The organism is Micromonospora sp. WMMD708 (genome assembly GCF_049315245.1).
Classification (GTDB): domain Bacteria; phylum Actinomycetota; class Actinomycetes; order Mycobacteriales; family Micromonosporaceae; genus Micromonospora; species Micromonospora wenchangensis.
In genome coordinates, this window is record NZ_CP186060.1 from 1152117 (window position 1) to 1170317 (window position 18201).

Consider the following 18201-nt stretch of genomic DNA (forward strand, 5'->3'; position numbering starts at 1 on the left):
CCACCCCTTGTGGGCCGATGTAGCGGCATCCGGGACACGGGATGCCGCTACATCGGCCCAACTGGGGTCGATCTTGCGAGGGATGCCGCCACCTCGGCCCGGGCGGGTCGAGGTGGCGGCGGGTGTGGCTGGCGCTACTGCTTGAGCATGTTGTCCAGCAGCAGGGCGCAGCGGATCAGGCCGAGGTGGCTGTACGCCTGCGGGTGGTTGCCCAGCCCGCGCTCGGCCAGCGGGTCGTACTGCTCGGGGAGCAGCCCGGTCGGGCCGGCCGTGTCGACCATCTGGGCGAACAGCTCCTCGGCGTCGGTACGCCGACCGGTGCGCAGGTACGCCTCGATCAGCCACGCCGTGCAGATGTGGAAGCCACCCTCCCGGCCCGGCAGCCCGTCGTCCCAGTGGTAGCGGTAGACGACCGGGCCGCTGCGCAGATCAGCCTCGATCTTGAGCACGGTGGAGAGGAAGCGCGGGTCGTCGCCCGGGAGCAGGCCGGACAGCCCGATCCAGAGCGAGGAGGCGTCCATGTCCTCGTCGCCGTACGCGACGCTGTACGCCTCGACCTCCTCGTGCCAGCCGTTCTCCAGCACGTTGGCGCCGATCCGGTCGCGCAGCTCGACCCACTCCGGCCGGTCCTCGCCACCGTGCTGGCGCACCACGTGCAGGGCCCGGTCGACGGTCATCCAGCACATCACCTTGGAGAAGATGTGGTGCCGGGGCGGGAGGCGGGCCTCCCAGATGCCGTGGTCGGGCTCGTGCCAGCGGCGGCGGACCGCCTCGACCATGTTGTCCAGCACCCGCCACTCGTCGTCGCGGACCGAACCCCGGGCGTCGGCGACGGCCGCGATCAGGTCGGCGATCGGGCCGAAGACGTCCAGTTGGAGCTGGTGGTTGGCGAGGTTACCGACCCGGACCGGCCGGGAGCCGGCGTATCCGGGCAGGGTGTCGATGACCGCCTCGGCACCCAGCTCGTAGCCGTCGACCGTGTAGAGCGGGTGCAGCCGCTCGGGGTGCCCGCCGGTGCGCTCGATGCAGCCGTCCACCCAGCGCAGCAGCGCCTCGGCCTCCTCGATCGAGCCGAGGTCGACCAGGGCCCGCGCGGTCATCGCCGCGTCCCGCAGCCAGCAGTACCGGTAGTCCCAGTTGCGGACGCCGCCCAGCTCCTCCGGCAGCGAGGTGGTCGCCGCCGCCAGGATCGAGCCGGTCGCCTCGTGGCAGAGCCCACGCAGGGTGAGCGCGCTGCGGGCGACCAGGTCCCGGGCGGTGGCGGGCAGCCGCAGCGAGGCCACCCAGTCCTTCCAGGGCTGCTCGGCCCTGGCCTGCCGCTCGTGGATGCCGACCGAGTGGTGCTCCAGGCTGTGCGTGCCGAAGCGCAACTCCAGCACCACCTGGCCGCCGGTGGCGGACAGGTCGACCACGGCGTGCGCGGTCTCGTACCCGCCGTCGTTGCGGACCTGCCAGCTGACCCCGGGGGAGTAGAGCGCGACGGGCTCGTTGGAGCCGAGCACCAGCAGGCCGTCGTCCATCGGCTGGAGCTGGGTGGCGACCTGCCCGAACTCGGGGCGCGGGGCGAACTCGACCCGGGCCCGCCCGGAGCCGGTGAGCACCCGGACCAGGGTGGAGTCACCGGTGACGACGGCCGGGCCGTCCGGGGTGGTCTCCCGGGCCGGCAGGTCCAGCCAGTCGGTGACGGTGAGCCCCGACCAGCGGGTCTCCACGGTCATCGTGCCGTTGCGGTAGCGCTGGCCCAGCGGGATGCCGCCGCGCTCCGGCCCGACCGTGAAGTGCCCGGCCGGGCTGCCGCCGACCAGGTCGGCGAAGATCGCCGCCGAGTCGGGCTTGGGGTGGCAGAGCCAGCTCACCTTGGCCTCGGGCGTGAGCAGCGCGACGGTACGGCCGTTGGCCAGCATCGAGTGCCGTTCGATCGGCACCGCCCGCTCGCCGAACAGCCAGTGCCGGCGGGTCTCCAGCAGCAGGCCGAGCGCGCGGGCCGCCTCGACCGGCTCGGCCACCCGGTAGTGCGCCTGGGTGTCCCCGGGGCCGATCTTGATGCCCAGGTCGGGGCCGCGCAGGGTGCCGAAGGCGTTCTCGTCGGTGACGTCGTCGCCGATGAACAGCACCGCGCTGGCCGAGAGCTGGGTGCGGAGCTGGTCGACCGCGGTGCCCTTGTGGGTGGCGACCACCGACAGCTCGATGACCTCCTTGCCCTGGGTGACGGTGACGTCGTCCCAGGTCGCGGGGCCGTTGCGGACGGCCTCGACGGCGGCGGCGGCGACCTGCGGGTCGACCCCGCGGGTGTGCACCGCGACGCTGGCCGGCTTGCGTTCCAGCCGTACCCCCGGGTGGGCCTGGGCGATCTCGCGCAGCGCGTCGCGCAGCCGGGTGCGCACGGCGACCAGCTCGGGGGAGAGCCGCTCGACGAAGCCGATGTCGAACTCGGAGCCGTGGCTGCCGACGAGGTGGATCTCGTTGGGCAGCCGGGACAGCGCGGCCAGGTCGCGCAGCGCCCGTCCGGAGACCACCGCGACGGTGGTCTGCGGCAGCGAGGCCAGCGCCCGGACGGCGGCGACCGACTCGGGCAGCGGCACGGCCTTGCTCGGGTCCTCCACGATCGGCGCGAGGGTGCCGTCGTAGTCGCAGGCGACCAGGAGCTGTGGTACGCGGGCGATGCGTCCGATCGCGGCGAGCAGTTCCGGGTCCATCGTCCCGGCGGCGGGGGTGATGATCTCGGCGGTGGGGGCGTTCACTCGGCCTCCGTCCCCGGTGCGCCCAACTCGGTCAGAAAGGACTTCGCCCAGTGCCCCACATCGTGGGTGCGCAGATGACGTTGCATGATCCGCATGCGTCGACGGGCCTCCGGCTTCTCTACGTGTACAGCCCGCAGGAGGGCGTCCTTGACGGCGTCGGGGTCGTGCGGATTGCACAGGAACGCCTGGCGCAGCTCGGTGGCGGCGCCGGCGAACTCACTGAGCACGAGCGCACCGCCCTGGTCGGCGCGCGATGCGACGTACTCCTTGGCCACCAGGTTCATTCCGTCTCGCAGCGGGGTCACCATCATCACGTCGGCCGCGACGTACATCGCGGCCAGTTCGCTGCGACTGTACGACTGATGCAGATAATGCACCGCCGGCACGCCGACCCTGCCGAATTCGCCGTTAATCCGACCAACCTCGCGTTCCACCTTGACCCGAAGTGCCTGGTAGTGCTCCACGCGCTCCCGACTGGGCGTGGCCACCTGCACCATAACCGCGTCCGGAACTGTCAACTTTCCGTCAGCAAGGAGTTCCCGGAAGGCCTTGAGTCGAAGTTCGATGCCCTTCGTGTAGTCCAGCCGGTCGACGCCCAGGATGATCGTCTTCGGGTTGCCCAGCTCCTCGCGGATCTGCTTGGCGCGGGCCTGGATCGCCGGGTCCTCGGCCAGCCGTTCCATCTCCCTGGTCTCGATCGAGATCGGGAACGCGCCGGCCTTCACCTGCCGCCCGTCGACCTGGATCATCTGGCCCTCGTAGCGCAGCCCGAGCAGGTGCCGGGCCAGCCGGACGAAGTTCTGCGCCGCCAGTCGCTGCTGGAAGCCGACCAGGTCGCTGCCGAGCAGACCGCGCAGGATCTCGGTGCGGAACGGCATCTGCATGAACAGCTCGATCGGCGGGAACGGGATGTGCAGGAAGAAGCCGATCTTCAGATCCGGCCGCAGCTCGCGCAGCATCGCCGGGACGAGCTGGAGCTGGTAGTCCTGCACCCAGACCGTCGCGCCCTCGGCCGCGACGTCCGCCGCCGCCTCCGCGAACCGGGCGTTGACCAGCCGGTACGCCTCCCGCCAGCGGCGCTTGTAGGCGGGGGTCTCGACCGCGTCGTGGTAGAGCGGCCAGATGGTCGCGTTGGACTGGCCCTCGTAGTAACGTTCCAACTCCTCGGCGCTCAACGGCACCGGGTGCAGGCGGATGCCCTCCAGGTCGAACGGCTCCGGGGCGGCGCCGGTGCCACCGGCCCAACCGACCCAGGTGCCCCGGTGCTCGGCGAGTACGGGGTGCAGCGCGGTGACCAGCCCACCGGGGCTGCGCCGCCACTGTCGTCCCTCGGGTGTGCTCACCTCGTCGACCGGCAGTCGGTTGGCCACAACGACAAAGGAGCTACGGACGGTCACGATCGGCCACCTCCGGGTGCTGACGGGTCCACCGCGATGAGCGTACTGAGCGTAGCTGCGGCGTCTGGGACCCCGTGCCGGACTTACCTACCCGTCCCACGGCCGCTGAACCCGTACCGTGATCTTGTCAACATCACCAGCTCAGCGGTGGCGGACCCGGCGCGGACCGGACCGGGCGGGGTGATGTGGGCGCGGCCGGCCGTACCTGTCAGGATTGACGACGGCGTGCGCGTGGCCGGCTCCCGGCCGGCGGCGGGTGGAGGTCGGAGCCCGCGCCGACGCACCCGTGAGCCCGCGACAGCAACCGACGCGCGACAGTAACCGACGGAGGTACCCCGCACCGTGGCCCAGTTCATCTACGTCCTGGAAAAGGCGCGCAAGGCGCACGGCGACAAGGTCGTGCTCGACAACGTGACGCTGAACTTCCTGCCGGGGGCCAAGATCGGTGTGGTCGGCCCGAACGGCGCCGGTAAGTCCAGCCTCCTCAAGATCATGGCAGGGCTGGACAAGCCGAGCAACGGCGAGGCCCGGCTGATGCCCGGCTACACCGTCGGGATGCTCGCCCAGGAGCCCCCGCTCAACGACAGCAAGACCGTGCTCGGCAACGTCGAGGAGGCGGTCGCCGAGACCAAGGCCAAGCTGGACCGGTTCAACGCCATCGCCGAACAGATGGCCACCGACTACTCCGACGAGCTGATGGAGGAGATGGGCCGGCTCCAGGAGGAGCTGGACCACCTCGACGCCTGGGACATCGACTCCAAGCTCGAACTGGCCATGGACGCGCTGCGCTGCCCGCCGCCGGACGCCGACGTCACCCAGCTCTCCGGTGGGGAGCGCCGCCGGGTCGCCCTGTGCAAGCTGCTGCTGGAGGCGCCCGACCTGCTGCTGCTCGACGAGCCCACCAACCACCTCGACGCGGAGAGCGTGTCCTGGCTGGAGCAGCACCTGGCCAAGTACGCGGGCACCGTCATGGCGATCACCCACGACCGGTACTTCCTCGACAACGTGGCCAACTGGATCCTGGAGCTGGACCGCGGCCGGACGTACCCGTACGAGGGCAACTACTCCACCTACCTGGAGAAGAAGGCCGCCCGGCTGGCCGTCGAGGGCCGCCGCGACGCCAAGATGAAGAAGCGGCTCACCGAGGAACTGGAGTGGGTCCGCTCCAACGCCAAGGCCCGCCAGACCAAGTCCAAGGCCCGGCTGGACCGCTACGACGAGATGGCCGCCGAGGCGGAGAAGACCCGCAAGCTGGACTTCGAGGAGATCCAGATCCCGCCGGGTCCGCGCCTGGGCAACACCGTCATCGAGGCCAACCACCTCAGCAAGGGCTTCGGCGACCGGCTGCTCATCGACGACCTGTCGTTCTCGCTGCCGCGCAACGGCATCGTCGGCATCATCGGCCCGAACGGCGTCGGCAAGACCACCCTGTTCAAGACCATCGTCGGGCTGGAGAAGCCGACCGACGGCTCCGTCCGGGTCGGCGAGACGGTCTCCCTGTCCTACGTCGACCAGAACCGGGAGGGCCTCAACGGCGACAAGACGGTCTGGGAGGTCGTCTCCGACGGGCTGGACCACCTCATGGTCGGCAAGGTCGAGATGCCGTCGCGGGCGTACATCGCCGCGTTCGGCTTCAAGGGGCCGGACCAGCAGAAGCCGACCAAGGTGCTCTCCGGTGGCGAGCGCAACCGGCTCAACCTGGCGCTGACCCTCAAGATCGGCGGCAACGTGATCCTGCTCGACGAACCGACGAACGACCTGGACGTCGAGACGCTGTCCAGCCTGGAGAACGCGCTGCTGGAGTTCCCCGGCTGCGCCGTGGTCATCTCCCACGACCGGATGTTCCTCGACCGGGTCGCCACCCACATCCTGGCCTGGGAGGGCGACGAGGAGAACCCGGCGAAGTGGTTCTGGTTCGAGGGCAACTTCGAAGCGTACGAGAAGAACAAGATCGACCGGCTCGGGGCGGAGGCGGCCCGGCCGCACCGGGTGACCTACCGCAAGCTGACCCGCGACTGAGCATGGCGGACCGCTTCGTCTACCACTGCACCCTGCGCTGGTCCGACCTGGACGCGTACGGCCACGTCAACAACTCGCGCTTCCTCACCCTGTACGAGGAGGCGCGGGTGGCGTTGATGTTCGCCGGTGGCAAGGCGTGGGGGGTCGGCTCGTTCGCCGACGGGGTCGTCATCCGCCGGCACGAGGTCGACTACCTGCGCCCGGTCGACTACGCGCTCGGCCGGGCCACCGCCCAGGCCGCGCCGACCGTCCGGATCGAACTGTGGGTGGAGCGCATCCGGGCCGCCTCGTTCACCGTCGCCTACGAGCTGTACGACGGTGACGTGCTGGCCAGCACCGCCCGCTCGGTGCTGGTCCCGTTCGACCTGGTGGAGAAGCGGCCCCGGCGGATCAGCGACGACGAACGGGCCTTCCTGGAGTCGTGGGCCCCGACCGACGGGGCGGCGTGAACGGCGGCGCCACCGTCCGGCCGGAGCACGGGTTGGTCGGGGCGGACGACGCGGGGGCCTTCCTGGCCCGGCTGGTCCGCCTCGACCCGGCCACGGTGGTCCGGCTGCGCCCGCTGCCCGGCGTCGGCCGTACCGCGCTCTGGGCCCGGTTGCCGTGGGACGTGCTGGTGGTCCGGACGGTGGCCGGGAGCGCCCCGGCGGACGTCACCGTGGACGCGGCCGAGTTGCTGGCCCGGTTGGCCGACGCCGACACCGCGCTGCCGCCCGGCCGCGACGAGCGGTGGCGGTGGCCGCTGCCCCCGGTGGTGAGCCGCCCAGTCGAGGTGCTGCCCGCCGCCGAGCTGCGGCGCATCGCCGAGGCCGCGGCGGGCACCCTGCGCACCGCCGCCACCGAGGGGGTACGCGGGCGCGCGGTGGGGCAGCGGATGCTGCGGGAGGCGCTGCTCGACCACGTGGCGGTGACCGTCACTCCCGACGCCGACCCGGCCGACCCGGTGGAGATCACCCAACGGCTGGTGCAGGGGCTGGTCCGGATGGGGTTCCTCGGCCCGGCCGAGATCACCGCGGCGGGGGAGGTCCAGGTCCGGGTGGCCGGCCGGTGGGTCGGTCTGGTGGGACCATACGGAGCCGCCTGGTCGCGGAAAGTTTCCGATCTCGCAATTCGTCCGGCGCGGGATCAGCCGAAAGTATGACCCCGGCTCATTCTTCCGGGCTGGGGCTGCCGTTGGGGGGGTGTCTCAACCCGGCTGTCCGGGTACCGTCCATCCTCGGATCCAACGCACCGTAGGCGATTGGATCCGCTGGGGAGTGAGGTGCGCGAGCGATGCCGTGGTGGTCATGGCGCCCTGGTCCCGCCGCTGGCGGCGAACCGGAAACTCGAAGCGGAGTCTCGGTGGACAGCATCCGGGTGGGGCCACCGTCGCCCCGGCAGCCGGCGGAGGACTGCCCCGGCACCGATCGGCCCGTCGTGACCGACCGGCCGGCCTCCGTGGCACCTGTCACCCTGGCCCGGGTGTGCGACGCGCTCGACCTGCTCGACGTGCGCTACCTGGCCGACGGTGACGGCAACCTGCTGGCCATGTGGGAACGGCACGCGGTGCTGGTGACCCTCGAAGGCCCCGAGGACGAGATCCTGGTGATGCGGGCCCGCCCGCACGCCACCGTCCCACCGGACTGGGCCGACCGGGCCTACCGGGTGGTCAACGAGTGGAACCACACCCGACGGTTCTGCAAGGCGTACATCGGCGACCCGACCGAGCGCGGCCAGCTGCCCATCTACGCCGAGTTGCAGGTGCCGCTCGGTGCCGGGGCGCACGACGCGCTGCTGGTGGAGATGCTCGACTGCGGCGCGGCCGTGGCGACCACCTTCGTCGACTGGCTGCACGACGAGGGTGCCCTGCTCTGAGCCGACCGGCGCCCCGCCGACGCCGTCGCGGCGGCCGGGTCAGCCGGCGGCCGGGTCCTCCATCACGTTGACCATGAAGTAGGCCGACCGCTCCAGGTAGTCCCAGAGGGTGGCCGCGAGCTCCGGCGGCAGGTCCAGGTCGTCCACCGCCCGGCGCATGTGGCGCAGCCAGGCGTCCCGCTCGGCCGCGCCGATCCGGAACGGCGCGTGCCGCATCCGCAGCCGGGGATGCCCCCGCTGGGCCGAATAGGTGTTCGGGCCGCCCCAGTACTGCATCAGGAACAGCGTCATCCGCTCGGTGGCCGGCCCGAGGTCGTCCTCCGGGTACATCGGGCGCAGCAGCGGATCGTCGGCGATGCCGGCGTAGAACCGGTCGACCAGCCGCCGGAAGGTGGGCTCACCACCGACCGCGTCGAAGAAGGTCGTCGACGGAACGGGCCGGAGGTCGCCTGCGGAATCCACCGTTCCATCCTGCCAGGTACGGCGACGCCACGACCGCCGCCCACCGGCCGATCACATCACAGCGTGCCGCCGAGGGGTCCGCTGTCCGGGCCGGGGCGACGCCGAACCGGGCCGGTCGCCAGGCGGTGACCCGGTGCCGGCGTTGGCCAGGTCGGCGGCCTTCACCGCGGCGTCGACGGTGGCCCGGTCCGGCCAGCGCAGCGCGGTGACCAGCATCAGCAGCACCCCCGCGGCGCTCCACACCCCGACCACCACCGGCACCGAGAAACGGTCGGCGAGCATGCCGGTGACCAGCACGGCACCGCCCTGGATCACCTGGATGCCGGTGGCCATCACGCCGAAGGCGCGGGCCCGGTAGCCGTTGGGCAGGGCCCGCACGAACAGACCGTTCGCCGTCGGGATCAGGCCGGCGACCGCGAAGCCGCAGGCCGCCGCGAGCAGGGCGACCACCACGGGGGGCGGGTTCAGCAGCGCCGGCACCAGGGCCAGCGGGGCGAGCACCGCCAGCGGTCGCATCAGGGTGAGCCGGCCGGCGGGCGACACCAGCCGGCCGACCAGCAGGCCGCCGACGATGTACCCGACCGGGTTGGCCGCCATGATGACGGCCTGGGCGGCACCCGAGTCCAGGCCGTTGCCGGAGCGTTCACCGGCCCACGCGGCGGCCAGTCCCTCCGGGACGATCGAGAAGAGCATGGCGCTGAACACCAGCAGGCTGATCGCCCGCAGCACGGGGGTGCCGAAGACGATCCGGAAGCCCTCGCCGGTCTCCCGCAGCAGGTGGGTCCGGTGCGCCGCGCTCAGCGTCGGCTCCCGGTCGTGCACGCCCAGCTGGACGAGCAGCGCGGACAGCCCGAAGGTGGCCGCGTTGAGCAGCAGCGCCGCCGTCGGGCTGACCGCGGCGACCGCCGCACCGGCCAGGTAGCCGACCACCTGCGCGGCCTGGCTGGCGCTGGCGTTGAGCGACAGCCCGAGCACCAGCCGGTCGCCGGTGAGGATCGCCGGCAGCAACGCCGAGCGGGCCGCCTGGCTCGGCGGGTTGGCCAGGGTGGCGGCGAAGAGCAACGCGAGGATCGCCCAGACCGGCAGGCCGGGCAGCACGATCAGGACGGTCAGCAGCATCCGGATGACGTCGCAGGTCACCATCACCCGCCGGTGCCGGTACCGCTCGGCGAGCGCGGCGAGCAGCGGACCGCCGACCAGCCACGGCAGGTAGCTGACCGCGAACGCCGCAGCGGACAGGGCGACGGAGCGGCTCTCCTGGTAGACCAGCACGGTGACGGCGGCCTTGGCGACGTAGTCGCCGACCCAGGACAGGACGCTGGCGGCGAAGACCGCCCGGAACTCCCCCTGCCCGAACACCTCGCGGAAGGTGGCCGGCCGGTCCGGGGCGGGTCGCTGGTCGGACACCGTCGCCTCCATCGTGCCCCGGCACCGGCCACTTGTGATGGCCCGGCGGGGCCCCGTCGTCAGATTCGCGGATCAGCGATGACGTGATCACGCTCCCGGGAACGCGTGCACCGGATTCTGCCCGATCGTCTGACAACTGACTAGGGCGAACGGATTGATCGTCGCATCCCCGACTGAACGAACGGACGATACCCGAGGGGCCGCCCGGCGCGCGAGCCCCGACCATCGGGCCGCATCGGACGGGTGGTGAGCTGCGGTTTCAGCTACCCCCGGCCCGCCCGGCGTCCGTGCCGCCGGTGCCCGCCGGGTTCCCCGGGGCCGCCGGATCTTTCGTGCCCGTCGGGGCGGCCGGACCCGTCGTAGCTGCCGGACCGGGGGCGGCGGAGGTGCCGGCGGTCGGGCCCGACAGGGCGGAGGCGGCGGGGACGCCGGCAGCCGGTGCGGCGGTGCCGGTGGTCGTGCCGACCGGAGGCAGCCCCGGATAGAGCCGGGCCGCCGCGATCCGCGCGGTGATGCCCGAGTTCTCCAACGCCTCGGCGAGCCGGCGGCGCAGCTCCCGGCCGACCGCGAACTGGCCGTCGGCCGTGGTCTTGACCACCGTCCGGATCACCGCGCCGTCGACGGTCATCTGCTCCACCCCGAGCACCTCGGGCGGCTCGACGATGTCGGAGGACAGCTCCGGGTCCACCGCCACCGAGGCGGCGGCCGTCCGCAGCACCGCGTTGGCCTCCTCGGTGCCGGCGAACCCGATCGGCAGGTCCACCACGACCAGGGCCCAGCCCTGGCTCTTGTTGCCCACCCGGATGATCTCGCCGTTGCGGATGTACCAGAGCACCCCGCGACCGTCGCGGACCGTGGTGACCCGCAGCCCCACCGACTCGACCACCCCGGTCGCCTCGCCCAGGTCGACCGTGTCGCCGACGCCGTACTGGTCCTCGATCAGCATGAACAGCCCGGCGATCAGGTCCTTCACCAGACTCTGCGCGCCGAAGCCGAGCGCCACCCCGGCGATGCCGGCGCTGGCCAGCAGCGGGGCCAGGTCGAAGCTGAACTCGCGCAGGATCATCAGCAGCGCGATGCCGAAGACGAACGCGGTGACCATGCTGCGCAGCACCGAGCCGATCGCCTCGGCGCGCTGGCGACGCCGCTCGGGGACGAACTCGGTCGGGTCGGGCGTGGCGGTGGGCACCCGCTCACGCAGCGGACGCAGCAGGGTGGGCACCGCCCCGTCGGTGGTGGTACGGACCAGCCGGTTGATCGTCCGGTGCAGCGCCCAGCGGGCCACGAACGCCAGCAGCAGGATCAGCACCACCCGCAGCGGCTTGAGCAGGATCCAGTAGCTGCCCTCGGCGAACCAGGCCGACCCGGTGACCCGGTACAGGTACTCGCAGGAGGTGCTGCCCAGACAGTCGGCACCCGAGCCGCCCCCGGCACCCGGGCTGCCGCTCGGGGCCGGGCTCGGTGCGGCGGACAGGACGACGGTCGACAGGCTGAGGGCACTCACCCTGTCTTAGTACCGCAGCGGGTACGGCGGCCGGCGGCCGGCCCACCGGGGAGTTGCGGCCCATGATCGTACGGCGCCGAACCGGACATCTTCCTACATCGTGCGTGGGGTTCCGCGGGTACCCCGGATTAGTACGTGCATTACGGGGTCCGATCAGGGACGATTGGCGTCAACGGACGACGGTGATCCCGCCGGAGTCGGTCGTGGCCCTCGGCTGCCCGGGGGTCGGCCGGCGCTGCCAGCGGTGGGAGCGGCTGGACCGGGAGGGTGAGCACGATGCCTGACATACGACCCACGGTGGGCTCCGGCGCGCTGGTCCTCAACGCCACCTACGAGCCGCTGTGTGTCGTGTCCGTGCGTCGCGCCGCGATCCTGGTGCTCTCCGCCAAGGCCGTCTGCGTCGCCGACGGCGACGGCATCCTGCACAGCGCCCACGACGCGCTCCCCGTCCCCTCGGTGGTGCGGCTGACCCGGTTCGTCCGCGTGCCCTACCGCACCCACGTCGGGCTCTCCCGTCGGGCGATCTTCGCCCGCGACGGCAACCGCTGCGCCTACTGCCGGGGTCCGGCCGAGACCATCGACCACGTCTTCCCGCGCAGCCGTGGCGGCCGGCACGCCTGGGAGAACGTGGTCGCGGCGTGTGCCAGGTGCAACCACACCAAGGGCGACAAGACCCCGGCCGAGTTGGGTTGGCGGCTGCACTGCCTGCCGGCGGCCCCGAAGGGCACCGCCTGGCGGGTGCTCGGCCACCGCGCGCCCGACCCGCGCTGGGCGGACTGGCTCGACCTGCGGGAGCCGCTACGCGAGGCCGAGGCCGCCTGACCGCTACGCGAGGCCGAGGCCGCCTGACTGCCGCGTGAAGTCGAGGCCGCCTGACTCCCTCGTCGCCGTCGGGTCCGCCCCGGCCGGAACGACCGGACGGCTCAGCGGGCCCGGACCAGGGTGGCGTACACCACGACGTTGTCGGCGTAGCCGGTCCCGCCGCCGACCCAGCGCCCGCCGCAGGTGATCAGCCGCAGGTTGGGGCGGCTGAAGTCGCCGAAGATCTCGTCGACCGGCAACCGTTCCTTGCCGTACCGCTGCACCTGGTCGACCTCGAAGACGGCCACCCGGTGATCGGCGCGGGTCACCTCGATCTCGTCGCCGTCGCGCAGTTCCCGCAGCCCGTGGAAGACCGCCGGGCCGGTGGTGGTGTCCACGTGCCCGACGATCACCGCCGGGCCGTACTGGCCGGGGGTGGGGCCCTGGTCGTACCAGCCGGCCTCCTGGGCGCGGGCGGCGGCCGGGACGTCGATGCTGCCGTCCGGGGCGATGCCGACCTGGTGCACCGGGGCCCGCACGTCGATCCGGGAGATGGCGATCTGGGTCGGCGGACTGCCCGGCAGCACCGGGAACCGCTTCGGCGGCGGGCGCAGGCCGGCGACGAACCGGTCCGGCAGGACGCTGAGCCCGGTGATCCGCTCCACCCCGAGCATCGCCACGATCAGCAGCATCACCGCGGCGATCACCAGCACCGGCAGGCCCGGCCCGGACCCGGCGAACCGGCCGCCGAACGCCGGCACCCGGGGCGCCGGGCGTACCGGACGGGCCTGGGTGACCGGGTCGGCGGTGGTAACGCTGGCGGAGAACGCCTGGCCGGCGACCCGGCGGAAACGCCAGGCGGCGCGGCGGGTGCGGGCGGCGACCCGGCGGGCGGCGCGCCGGCTGCCGGCGGCGACCCGGACCGTACGCCGGGCCGCCGCCCGCAACCGGTGGCCGGCCGGCCGGGAACGGGTGCGGGCCATGACGACAGGTGGTCAGGCACCGGGCCGGGTCCGTCGGCGGTTGCCGCCGAAGACGCCGAGCCCGGCCGCCACGGCCACCACGGCCAGGCCGCCGACCAGCAGCAGCGAACCGCTGCCCCGGTCACCCGCCGTTCCGCCGCCGCCGGTCGCCGGGCCCTTGCTCGGCTGGGCCATGTTCAGCACGGTCAGCATGGTCGAGGCGGTGTTGCCGTTGGCGCACTTCAGGTCTACCGGATAGTCCCCGGGCTGCTTGTTGCCCGGGACGGTGACCGCGCCGTTGAGGAAGCCGTTGTCGGGCCGCAGCACCACCCGCCCGAAGGCGTCCGAGTGCACGGTGGCCTGCTGGTTGTTGGCGTTGTCGCAACTCGCCCGGACGGTGACCCGGGTGCCGGCCTGCGCGGTGTTCGGCGTGACCTCGACGAAGGTGTTCTCCCCGGCGTGCGCCGGGGTGGCCGCGGCCAGGACGAACACCCCGACCAGGGTGAGCATCGCCAGTACGGCGTGGACGGCACGACGGTGCAGAGTGAGCCCCCGCATGATTCCCCCCTCCCGGCGACGGTTCGCCGGAATCCTGCGACGGGTGTGCGGGGCTGCATTCCCGCTGGCCCGGGGGCAAACCCGGACTCGGGCCCGCCCGGGGTCAGGCGGGCGGCAGCGGGGTGACCGGATGCCACTGCAACGGGCTGGAGAGCACCATCGTGCTGGACGGCTGCCCGTACGGGGCCAGTCGGTCGATCACCGCCTCGAACTGCCCGATCGACCCGGCGGCGACCTTGAGCATGCTGCACGCGTCCCCGGTGATCCGGTGGATCTCCTGGATCTCGGGCCAGTCGACGACGTCCGGGTCGTGCAGGATGCACCGGGGGCCGTAACAGGACATCCGGATCAGCGCCACCATCGGACGACCGGCGCGGGCCAGGTCGACGTGCGCGTGGTAGCCGGTGATCACCCCGGACTCCTCCAGCCGGCGGACCCGTTCGGCGACCGCCGGCGGGGACAGGTGCACCCGCCGGGACAGCTCGCTGTACGACAGCCGTGCGTCGGCCTGCAACTCACGCAGCAGGGCCCAGTCCATCTCGTCCACGTAACGACCTTATCTGCGGCAGGTCGAACCGCCGAAGTGCCTTTCATTCGTGAAGTGAGACCGGCTCAGGTCCATTGAAGCGGCATTCCACCACGGGTACCTGACGGGAGATCATGTTCGGACAGCCGAACCGGAGGAGGCGAGACGGTGGAACAGACGGACCTGCGGGCGCACGCCCCGAACCCGGTGGTGCGCCCGTCCACCCCGCAGCAGCGTCGGGCCCGCGCCGCCCGCAACGGCGGTGAGCCCACCCTGGAGTTCGCCGACCGGACGCCCTACGACGCGTACGTGCACGCCAGCACCCTGCACACCCTCCAACAGCCACTGAGCAGCGACCCGGGCGAGATGTCCTTCCTGATGGTCAGCCAGATCATGGAGCTGTACTTCGGGCTGACCTGCCACGAGCTGCGCCAGGCCCAGCGTGACCTGCGGGCCGACCGGGTGTGGGCGGCGCTCGCCCCGCTGCGCCGGGCCGCCCTGCACCTGGAGGGGCTCAACGCCGCCTGGCGCGGGCTGCGCTGGATGACCCCGGCCGACTTCAACCGGTTCCGCAACCTGCTCGGCGAGGGTTCCGGCTTCCAGTCCGCGATGTACCGCCAGTTGGAGTTCCTGCTCGGGCTGCGAGACCCGGCGCTGATCCGCCCCTTCCGCCGCCAACCCGAGGTGTACGACGACCTGCGCGCCGCGCTGGCCACGCCGAGCCTCTGGGACGACGTGGTCGCCCTGCTCGGCCGGCACGGGCACGAACTGCCCGCCGAACTGCGGGACCGGGACGTCGCCGTCGAGCACCTGCCGCACCCCCGGGTCGAGGCGGCCTGGGTGGCGGTCTACGACGACGACGGCCCGGACAACCACCTGCGGCAGCTCGGCGACGCGCTGGCCGACGTGGCCGAGCAGTTCGGCGACTGGCGGTGGAACCACGTCAAGGCCGTGCAGCGCACCATGGGCGCGAAGGTGGGCAGCGGCGGCTCGGCCGGGCTGGCCTGGTTGCAGCGCAGCATGTCCCGGGTGGTCTTCCCCGAACTGTGGTCGGCCCGCACCGCGATGTGACCCGCCGATCACCGACAGTTCTTATATAAGATCCGCTCTGCGGTATATCATCTGCCGATGAGAACTGTCATCGATCTCGACGACGAACTGCTCGAACGGGCCCGCCTCGAACTCGGCACCAAGAGCAAGAAGGACACCATCCACGCTGCGCTCCGGCTGGTGGCGGAGCGCAGCGAGCGGCTGGAGGCCGTCCGTGAACTCCTCGCGATCGACCGCGACTGGACGGGTCTGCTCGAAGACGACAAGACACCCCGGGGCGCCCGGGACGCGGCGTGACCACACCGGTCGGGCTGTACCTGATCGACACGTCCGCCTGGGGACGCCTGCGCCAGCCGCCCGTCGGCAAGCGCATCGCGGCACTCCTGGTGGAGCGGCTGGCGGCGACCTGTCTGCCGCTCGACCTCGAAGACGGACGGAGCGCCCGCGATTTCCGGGACGCGATGGTGATGCGGGCCCGCCGGACGGAACTGATGATCGATCTGCCGATCACTCCGGCGGTCGCCACCCGGGCACGTGATCTGCAACTGGCGTTGACCGCCCGTGGGCACCACCGGGCGGCCAGCCCGGTGGACGTCGTGGTGGCGGCTGCCGCCGCCGAGTACTCCGCCACCGTGCTCCACTACGACCGTGACTTCGACCTGCTCGCCGAGGTCGGCGGTCCGCGCTCGGAGTGGGTGGCGCCCCCGGGCACGCTGTCCTGATCCGCCGTACCCACGGGTGGCCGGCCCCGCCGCCGGGCGGGGCGACGGGACCGGCCGGTACGCGGTCAGGAGTGCGGGCAGGTGTCCCGGTACTCCTGGATCGCGCTGCCCCGGGGAGCCGGGCAGAGGAACTGCTCGTAGCGGGTGTCGTCGTCGACGAACCGCTTCAGCCAGGAGATGCTGTACTTCGCGACGGTGACGTTCGGCGAGGTCGGCGCGGAGTGACCGGCCGCGTTCAACTCCAGGTACGCCTTGTCCAGGCTCGCCGGCAGGCTGGTGTAGAACGGCTCCGAGTGCGACGCCACCGGGGCGGTCGAGTCGTTCTCCGCACCGATCACGAGCGTCGGTACCCGTACCGACGACCAGTTCTTGACGGTGTGCCAGCCGGTCAGCGGAATGGCGGCCTGCAACGCGGGCCGGGTGTTCGCCGCCGACAGGCTGCCGCCGCCGCCCATCGAGTGCCCCATCACCGCGAGCCGGGTGCGGTCGATGCGGGTCCGCACCGCGCTGCTGCCGGTCAGGTAGTCCAGGGCGGCCAGCAGTTGGGTGCCCCGGGAGGCCGGCTGGTCGTACACGGAGAGGGTGTCGATGGTGATCACCACGAAGCCCTGCGAGGCCAGCCGGGGGCCGAGCCAGGCGACGCTGGACTGGCTGGCGGTGTAGCCGGGGGAGATCGCCACCGCGCCGAAGGTCCCCTCGGCGGTGCTGGTCGGGTAGTAGATCGTGCCACCCCGGAACCCGCTCACGGCGGACGCCGCGACGGTGCTCTGGGCGATGGCGAACGGGCCCCGGGTGGCCTCGATGCTGGCCGTCGTCGGGGCGGGACCCCGCTCGTACGGGTTGGCGGCGACCGCCACCGTCCGGCCGTCGACGGGCGCGGCGGTCGCCGCTGGTGCGGCGAGCGCGCTGCCGCCGACCAGGGCCAGCGCGAGCAACGGACGGGTGACCAGCCGGGGCCAGGGCCGGCGGGACCGGGTGGGGTGGGGGTGGAGGGCGGGCACGGGTTGCACGGGGGCTCCCTGCGGGTGGGTGGACCGGAATCGATCGAGAACGTCCGATCGGTACGGGTCATCCTCCGGGTCCCGGCACCGAGACCGGCAATCCCGGCCGGGTCATGTCAGCGGAATATGGGGCGGACGCCACACCTGCGCCGGTCGTGTCGTCCCGGCGCGATCGGGTGCCGAACCGGCAGGATGGGGCCGGGTGACCCGACTCGTCGCCACCGTGGGGCCGCTGGAAGACTGGAGTGACAGGTGGGATCGGCACCCCGCAGGCTCGCGGGGCGTCGGCTCCGCTAACGTGAATGGCAGCGGAGTCGGGAGCCGGTGTCACGATCGTCCACCCGACCCGGAAGCTCTGGTCTCTCTTACCGCCTGGGGGCGTTGGGATTGTCTGTCACTGACACGTTGCTGATCTTCGTCGGCATCCCGGCGGCGGTGGTGCTGGTGATCGTCGGGCTGGTCTTCGCCGCCAACCACGGCAGCGGCGGCGGCGCCAAGCGCTACCGGCCGGGCCGACGCTTCGACTTCACGCCGGTCTGGTTCCTGGGCCGCCCGGAGCAGTTGGCCGACTCGGCCGGCACCGCCCTGGCCGCCGGTGCCCAGGCACCGGCGCTGACCAGCCACAAGCAGCAGCAGGCCGGCATCGAGGCGCCGGCCGGTGGAACCGGAGGCGCAAGTGACCGTTGGTGAGCAGGTCGACCAGGCCGGTACGGGCACCCCGCCCGAGGTGCTGGACGGGCCGTTCTCGACCCGGCAACTGCTGCGCATCGACGAGGCGCTGCGCCTGGCCGACCAGGGCAGCGGCCTGGTCTTCTCGGTCTACGTCGGCGGCCTCGACGAGCCGGTCCGGGAGCACGCCGAGCGGCTGCACCGCCAGCTCGCCGAGCCGGACAGGTCGGTGCTGATCGCCGTGTCGCCCAACCAGCGCCAGCTGGAGGTCGTCACCGGCCGGTACGCCCGCAAGCGCATCCCCGACACGTACGTCAAGCTGGCCGCGCTGTCCATGGTGGCGTCCTTCGGCGGCGGTGACCTGGCCGGCGGCATCATCCAGGGCCTCGACCAGCTCGCCAGCCACGCCGGCCGGGCCTGAGCCCCACCCGCACGTTCCCGAACAGCCCGGAGCCCGGCCCGCACCACGCGGACCGGGCTCCGTCGCCTCCACCGGTTCCCGTCCCCGGATCTTGCACAGACGCTGCT

18 protein-coding genes and 1 pseudogene are annotated in these 18201 nt (G+C 72.4%); 10 read left to right on the forward strand and 9 right to left on the reverse strand.

From position 1 onward, the window contains the following. Nucleotides 1-134: 134 nt before the first annotated feature. Both otsB and ACN260_RS05315 read right to left on the reverse strand, forming a co-directional pair. Complete coding sequence (otsB, locus tag ACN260_RS05310) at nt 135-2696, reverse strand: trehalose-phosphatase (protein WP_422756626.1); 2562 nt, start codon at nt 2694-2696, stop codon at nt 135-137. Between the two features lie 41 nt (nt 2697-2737). Beyond that, nucleotides 2738-4138, reverse strand: a complete 1401-nt coding sequence (locus ACN260_RS05315; protein WP_204958102.1) for an alpha,alpha-trehalose-phosphate synthase (UDP-forming) — start codon at nt 4136-4138, stop codon at nt 2738-2740. Between the two features lie 342 nt (nt 4139-4480). Here ACN260_RS05315 and ettA point away from each other — a divergent pair, with 342 nt between their 5' ends. The 4 genes from ettA to ACN260_RS05335 all read left to right on the forward strand — a co-directional run bounded on the left by ettA (nt 4481) and on the right by ACN260_RS05335 (nt 8011). Further along, nucleotides 4481-6157: an energy-dependent translational throttle protein EttA gene (ettA, locus tag ACN260_RS05320; protein ID WP_422754954.1), complete on the forward strand. Its 1677-nt coding sequence runs from the start codon at nt 4481-4483 to the stop codon at nt 6155-6157. 2 nt (nt 6158-6159) lie between these two features. Continuing rightward, a complete protein-coding gene (locus tag ACN260_RS05325) occupies nt 6160-6606 on the forward strand; it encodes an acyl-CoA thioesterase (RefSeq protein ID WP_422754955.1) in 447 nt (148 codons plus the stop codon). Continuing rightward, nucleotides 6579-7298, forward strand: a complete 720-nt coding sequence (locus tag ACN260_RS05330) for a hypothetical protein (RefSeq protein ID WP_422754956.1) — start codon at nt 6579-6581, stop codon at nt 7296-7298. Before ACN260_RS05325 ends, ACN260_RS05330 begins: the two co-directional genes overlap by 28 nt. Nucleotides 7299-7429: 131 nt before the next feature. Then, a complete protein-coding gene (locus ACN260_RS05335) occupies nt 7430-8011 on the forward strand; it encodes a YbjN domain-containing protein (protein ID WP_422754957.1) in 582 nt (193 codons plus the stop codon). Nucleotides 8012-8050: 39 nt separating this feature from the next. Here ACN260_RS05335 and ACN260_RS05340 read toward each other — a convergent pair whose 3' ends face one another. The 3 genes and pseudogenes from ACN260_RS05340 to ACN260_RS05350 all read right to left on the reverse strand — a co-directional run. Continuing rightward, entirely contained in the window at nt 8051-8473 is a 423-nt protein-coding gene (locus tag ACN260_RS05340) for a globin (protein WP_204928046.1), read from the reverse strand. Between the two features lie 51 nt (nt 8474-8524). Continuing rightward, nucleotides 8525-9892 carry an MFS transporter gene (locus tag ACN260_RS05345; protein ID WP_422754958.1) on the reverse strand — a complete coding sequence of 456 codons (1368 nt, stop codon included), beginning with the start codon at nt 9890-9892 and terminating at the stop codon, nt 8525-8527. A 424-nt stretch (nt 9893-10316) separates the two neighbouring features. Beyond that, nucleotides 10317-11384, reverse strand: a pseudogene (locus ACN260_RS05350) (mechanosensitive ion channel family protein); the annotation flags it as partial. 276 nt (nt 11385-11660) lie between these two features. Between ACN260_RS05350 and ACN260_RS05355 the strand changes: the two are divergent. Further along, the gene (locus ACN260_RS05355; RefSeq protein ID WP_088646592.1) at nt 11661-12206 is read left to right on the forward strand and encodes an HNH endonuclease; all 546 of its coding nucleotides are present in this window, start codon (nt 11661-11663) and stop codon (nt 12204-12206) included. 101 nt (nt 12207-12307) lie between these two features. Here the strand turns inward: ACN260_RS05355 and ACN260_RS05360 are convergent, their stop codons facing one another. From ACN260_RS05360 to ACN260_RS05370, 3 genes are all read right to left on the reverse strand, one after another. Then, on the reverse strand, nt 12308-13132 hold the full coding sequence (locus ACN260_RS05360) for a class F sortase (protein ID WP_422756627.1): 825 nt from the start codon (nt 13130-13132) through the stop codon (nt 12308-12310). A 48-nt stretch (nt 13133-13180) separates the two neighbouring features. Further along, entirely contained in the window at nt 13181-13705 is a 525-nt protein-coding gene (locus tag ACN260_RS05365) for a hypothetical protein (RefSeq protein ID WP_422754959.1), read from the reverse strand. A gap of 103 nt (nt 13706-13808) precedes the next feature. Beyond that, nucleotides 13809-14252, reverse strand: a complete 444-nt coding sequence (locus tag ACN260_RS05370; RefSeq protein WP_422754960.1) for an Lrp/AsnC family transcriptional regulator — start codon at nt 14250-14252, stop codon at nt 13809-13811. A 147-nt stretch (nt 14253-14399) separates the two neighbouring features. Between ACN260_RS05370 and ACN260_RS05375 the strand changes: the two genes are divergently transcribed. From ACN260_RS05375 to ACN260_RS05385, 3 genes are read left to right on the forward strand one after another with little or no spacing between them, the layout of a single operon-like run. Next, nucleotides 14400-15302, forward strand: coding sequence for a tryptophan 2,3-dioxygenase (locus tag ACN260_RS05375; RefSeq protein WP_422754961.1), 903 nt, complete (start codon nt 14400-14402; stop codon nt 15300-15302). A 57-nt stretch (nt 15303-15359) separates the two neighbouring features. Continuing rightward, on the forward strand, nt 15360-15578 hold the full coding sequence (locus ACN260_RS05380) for a type II toxin-antitoxin system VapB family antitoxin (protein ID WP_422754962.1): 219 nt from the start codon (nt 15360-15362) through the stop codon (nt 15576-15578). Further along, nucleotides 15575-16003, forward strand: a complete 429-nt coding sequence (locus tag ACN260_RS05385) for a PIN domain-containing protein (RefSeq protein ID WP_422754963.1) — start codon at nt 15575-15577, stop codon at nt 16001-16003. The genes ACN260_RS05380 and ACN260_RS05385 overlap by 4 nt, the downstream gene beginning before the upstream one ends. 65 nt (nt 16004-16068) lie before the next feature. Here the strand turns inward: ACN260_RS05385 and ACN260_RS05390 are convergent, their stop codons facing one another. Next, the gene (locus ACN260_RS05390) at nt 16069-17004 is read right to left on the reverse strand and encodes an alpha/beta hydrolase (RefSeq protein WP_422756628.1); all 936 of its coding nucleotides are present in this window, start codon (nt 17002-17004) and stop codon (nt 16069-16071) included. 405 nt (nt 17005-17409) lie between these two features. Between ACN260_RS05390 and ACN260_RS05395 the strand changes: the two genes are divergently transcribed. Together ACN260_RS05395 and ACN260_RS05400 are read left to right on the forward strand one after the other, a co-directional pair. After that, nucleotides 17410-17694, forward strand: coding sequence for a hypothetical protein (locus ACN260_RS05395; RefSeq protein ID WP_088646597.1), 285 nt, complete (start codon nt 17410-17412; stop codon nt 17692-17694). Then, nucleotides 17681-18094 carry a DUF5130 family protein gene (locus ACN260_RS05400; RefSeq protein WP_145921345.1) on the forward strand — a complete coding sequence of 138 codons (414 nt, stop codon included), beginning with the start codon at nt 17681-17683 and terminating at the stop codon, nt 18092-18094. Before ACN260_RS05395 ends, ACN260_RS05400 begins: the two co-directional genes overlap by 14 nt. Nucleotides 18095-18201 lie beyond the last annotated feature (107 nt).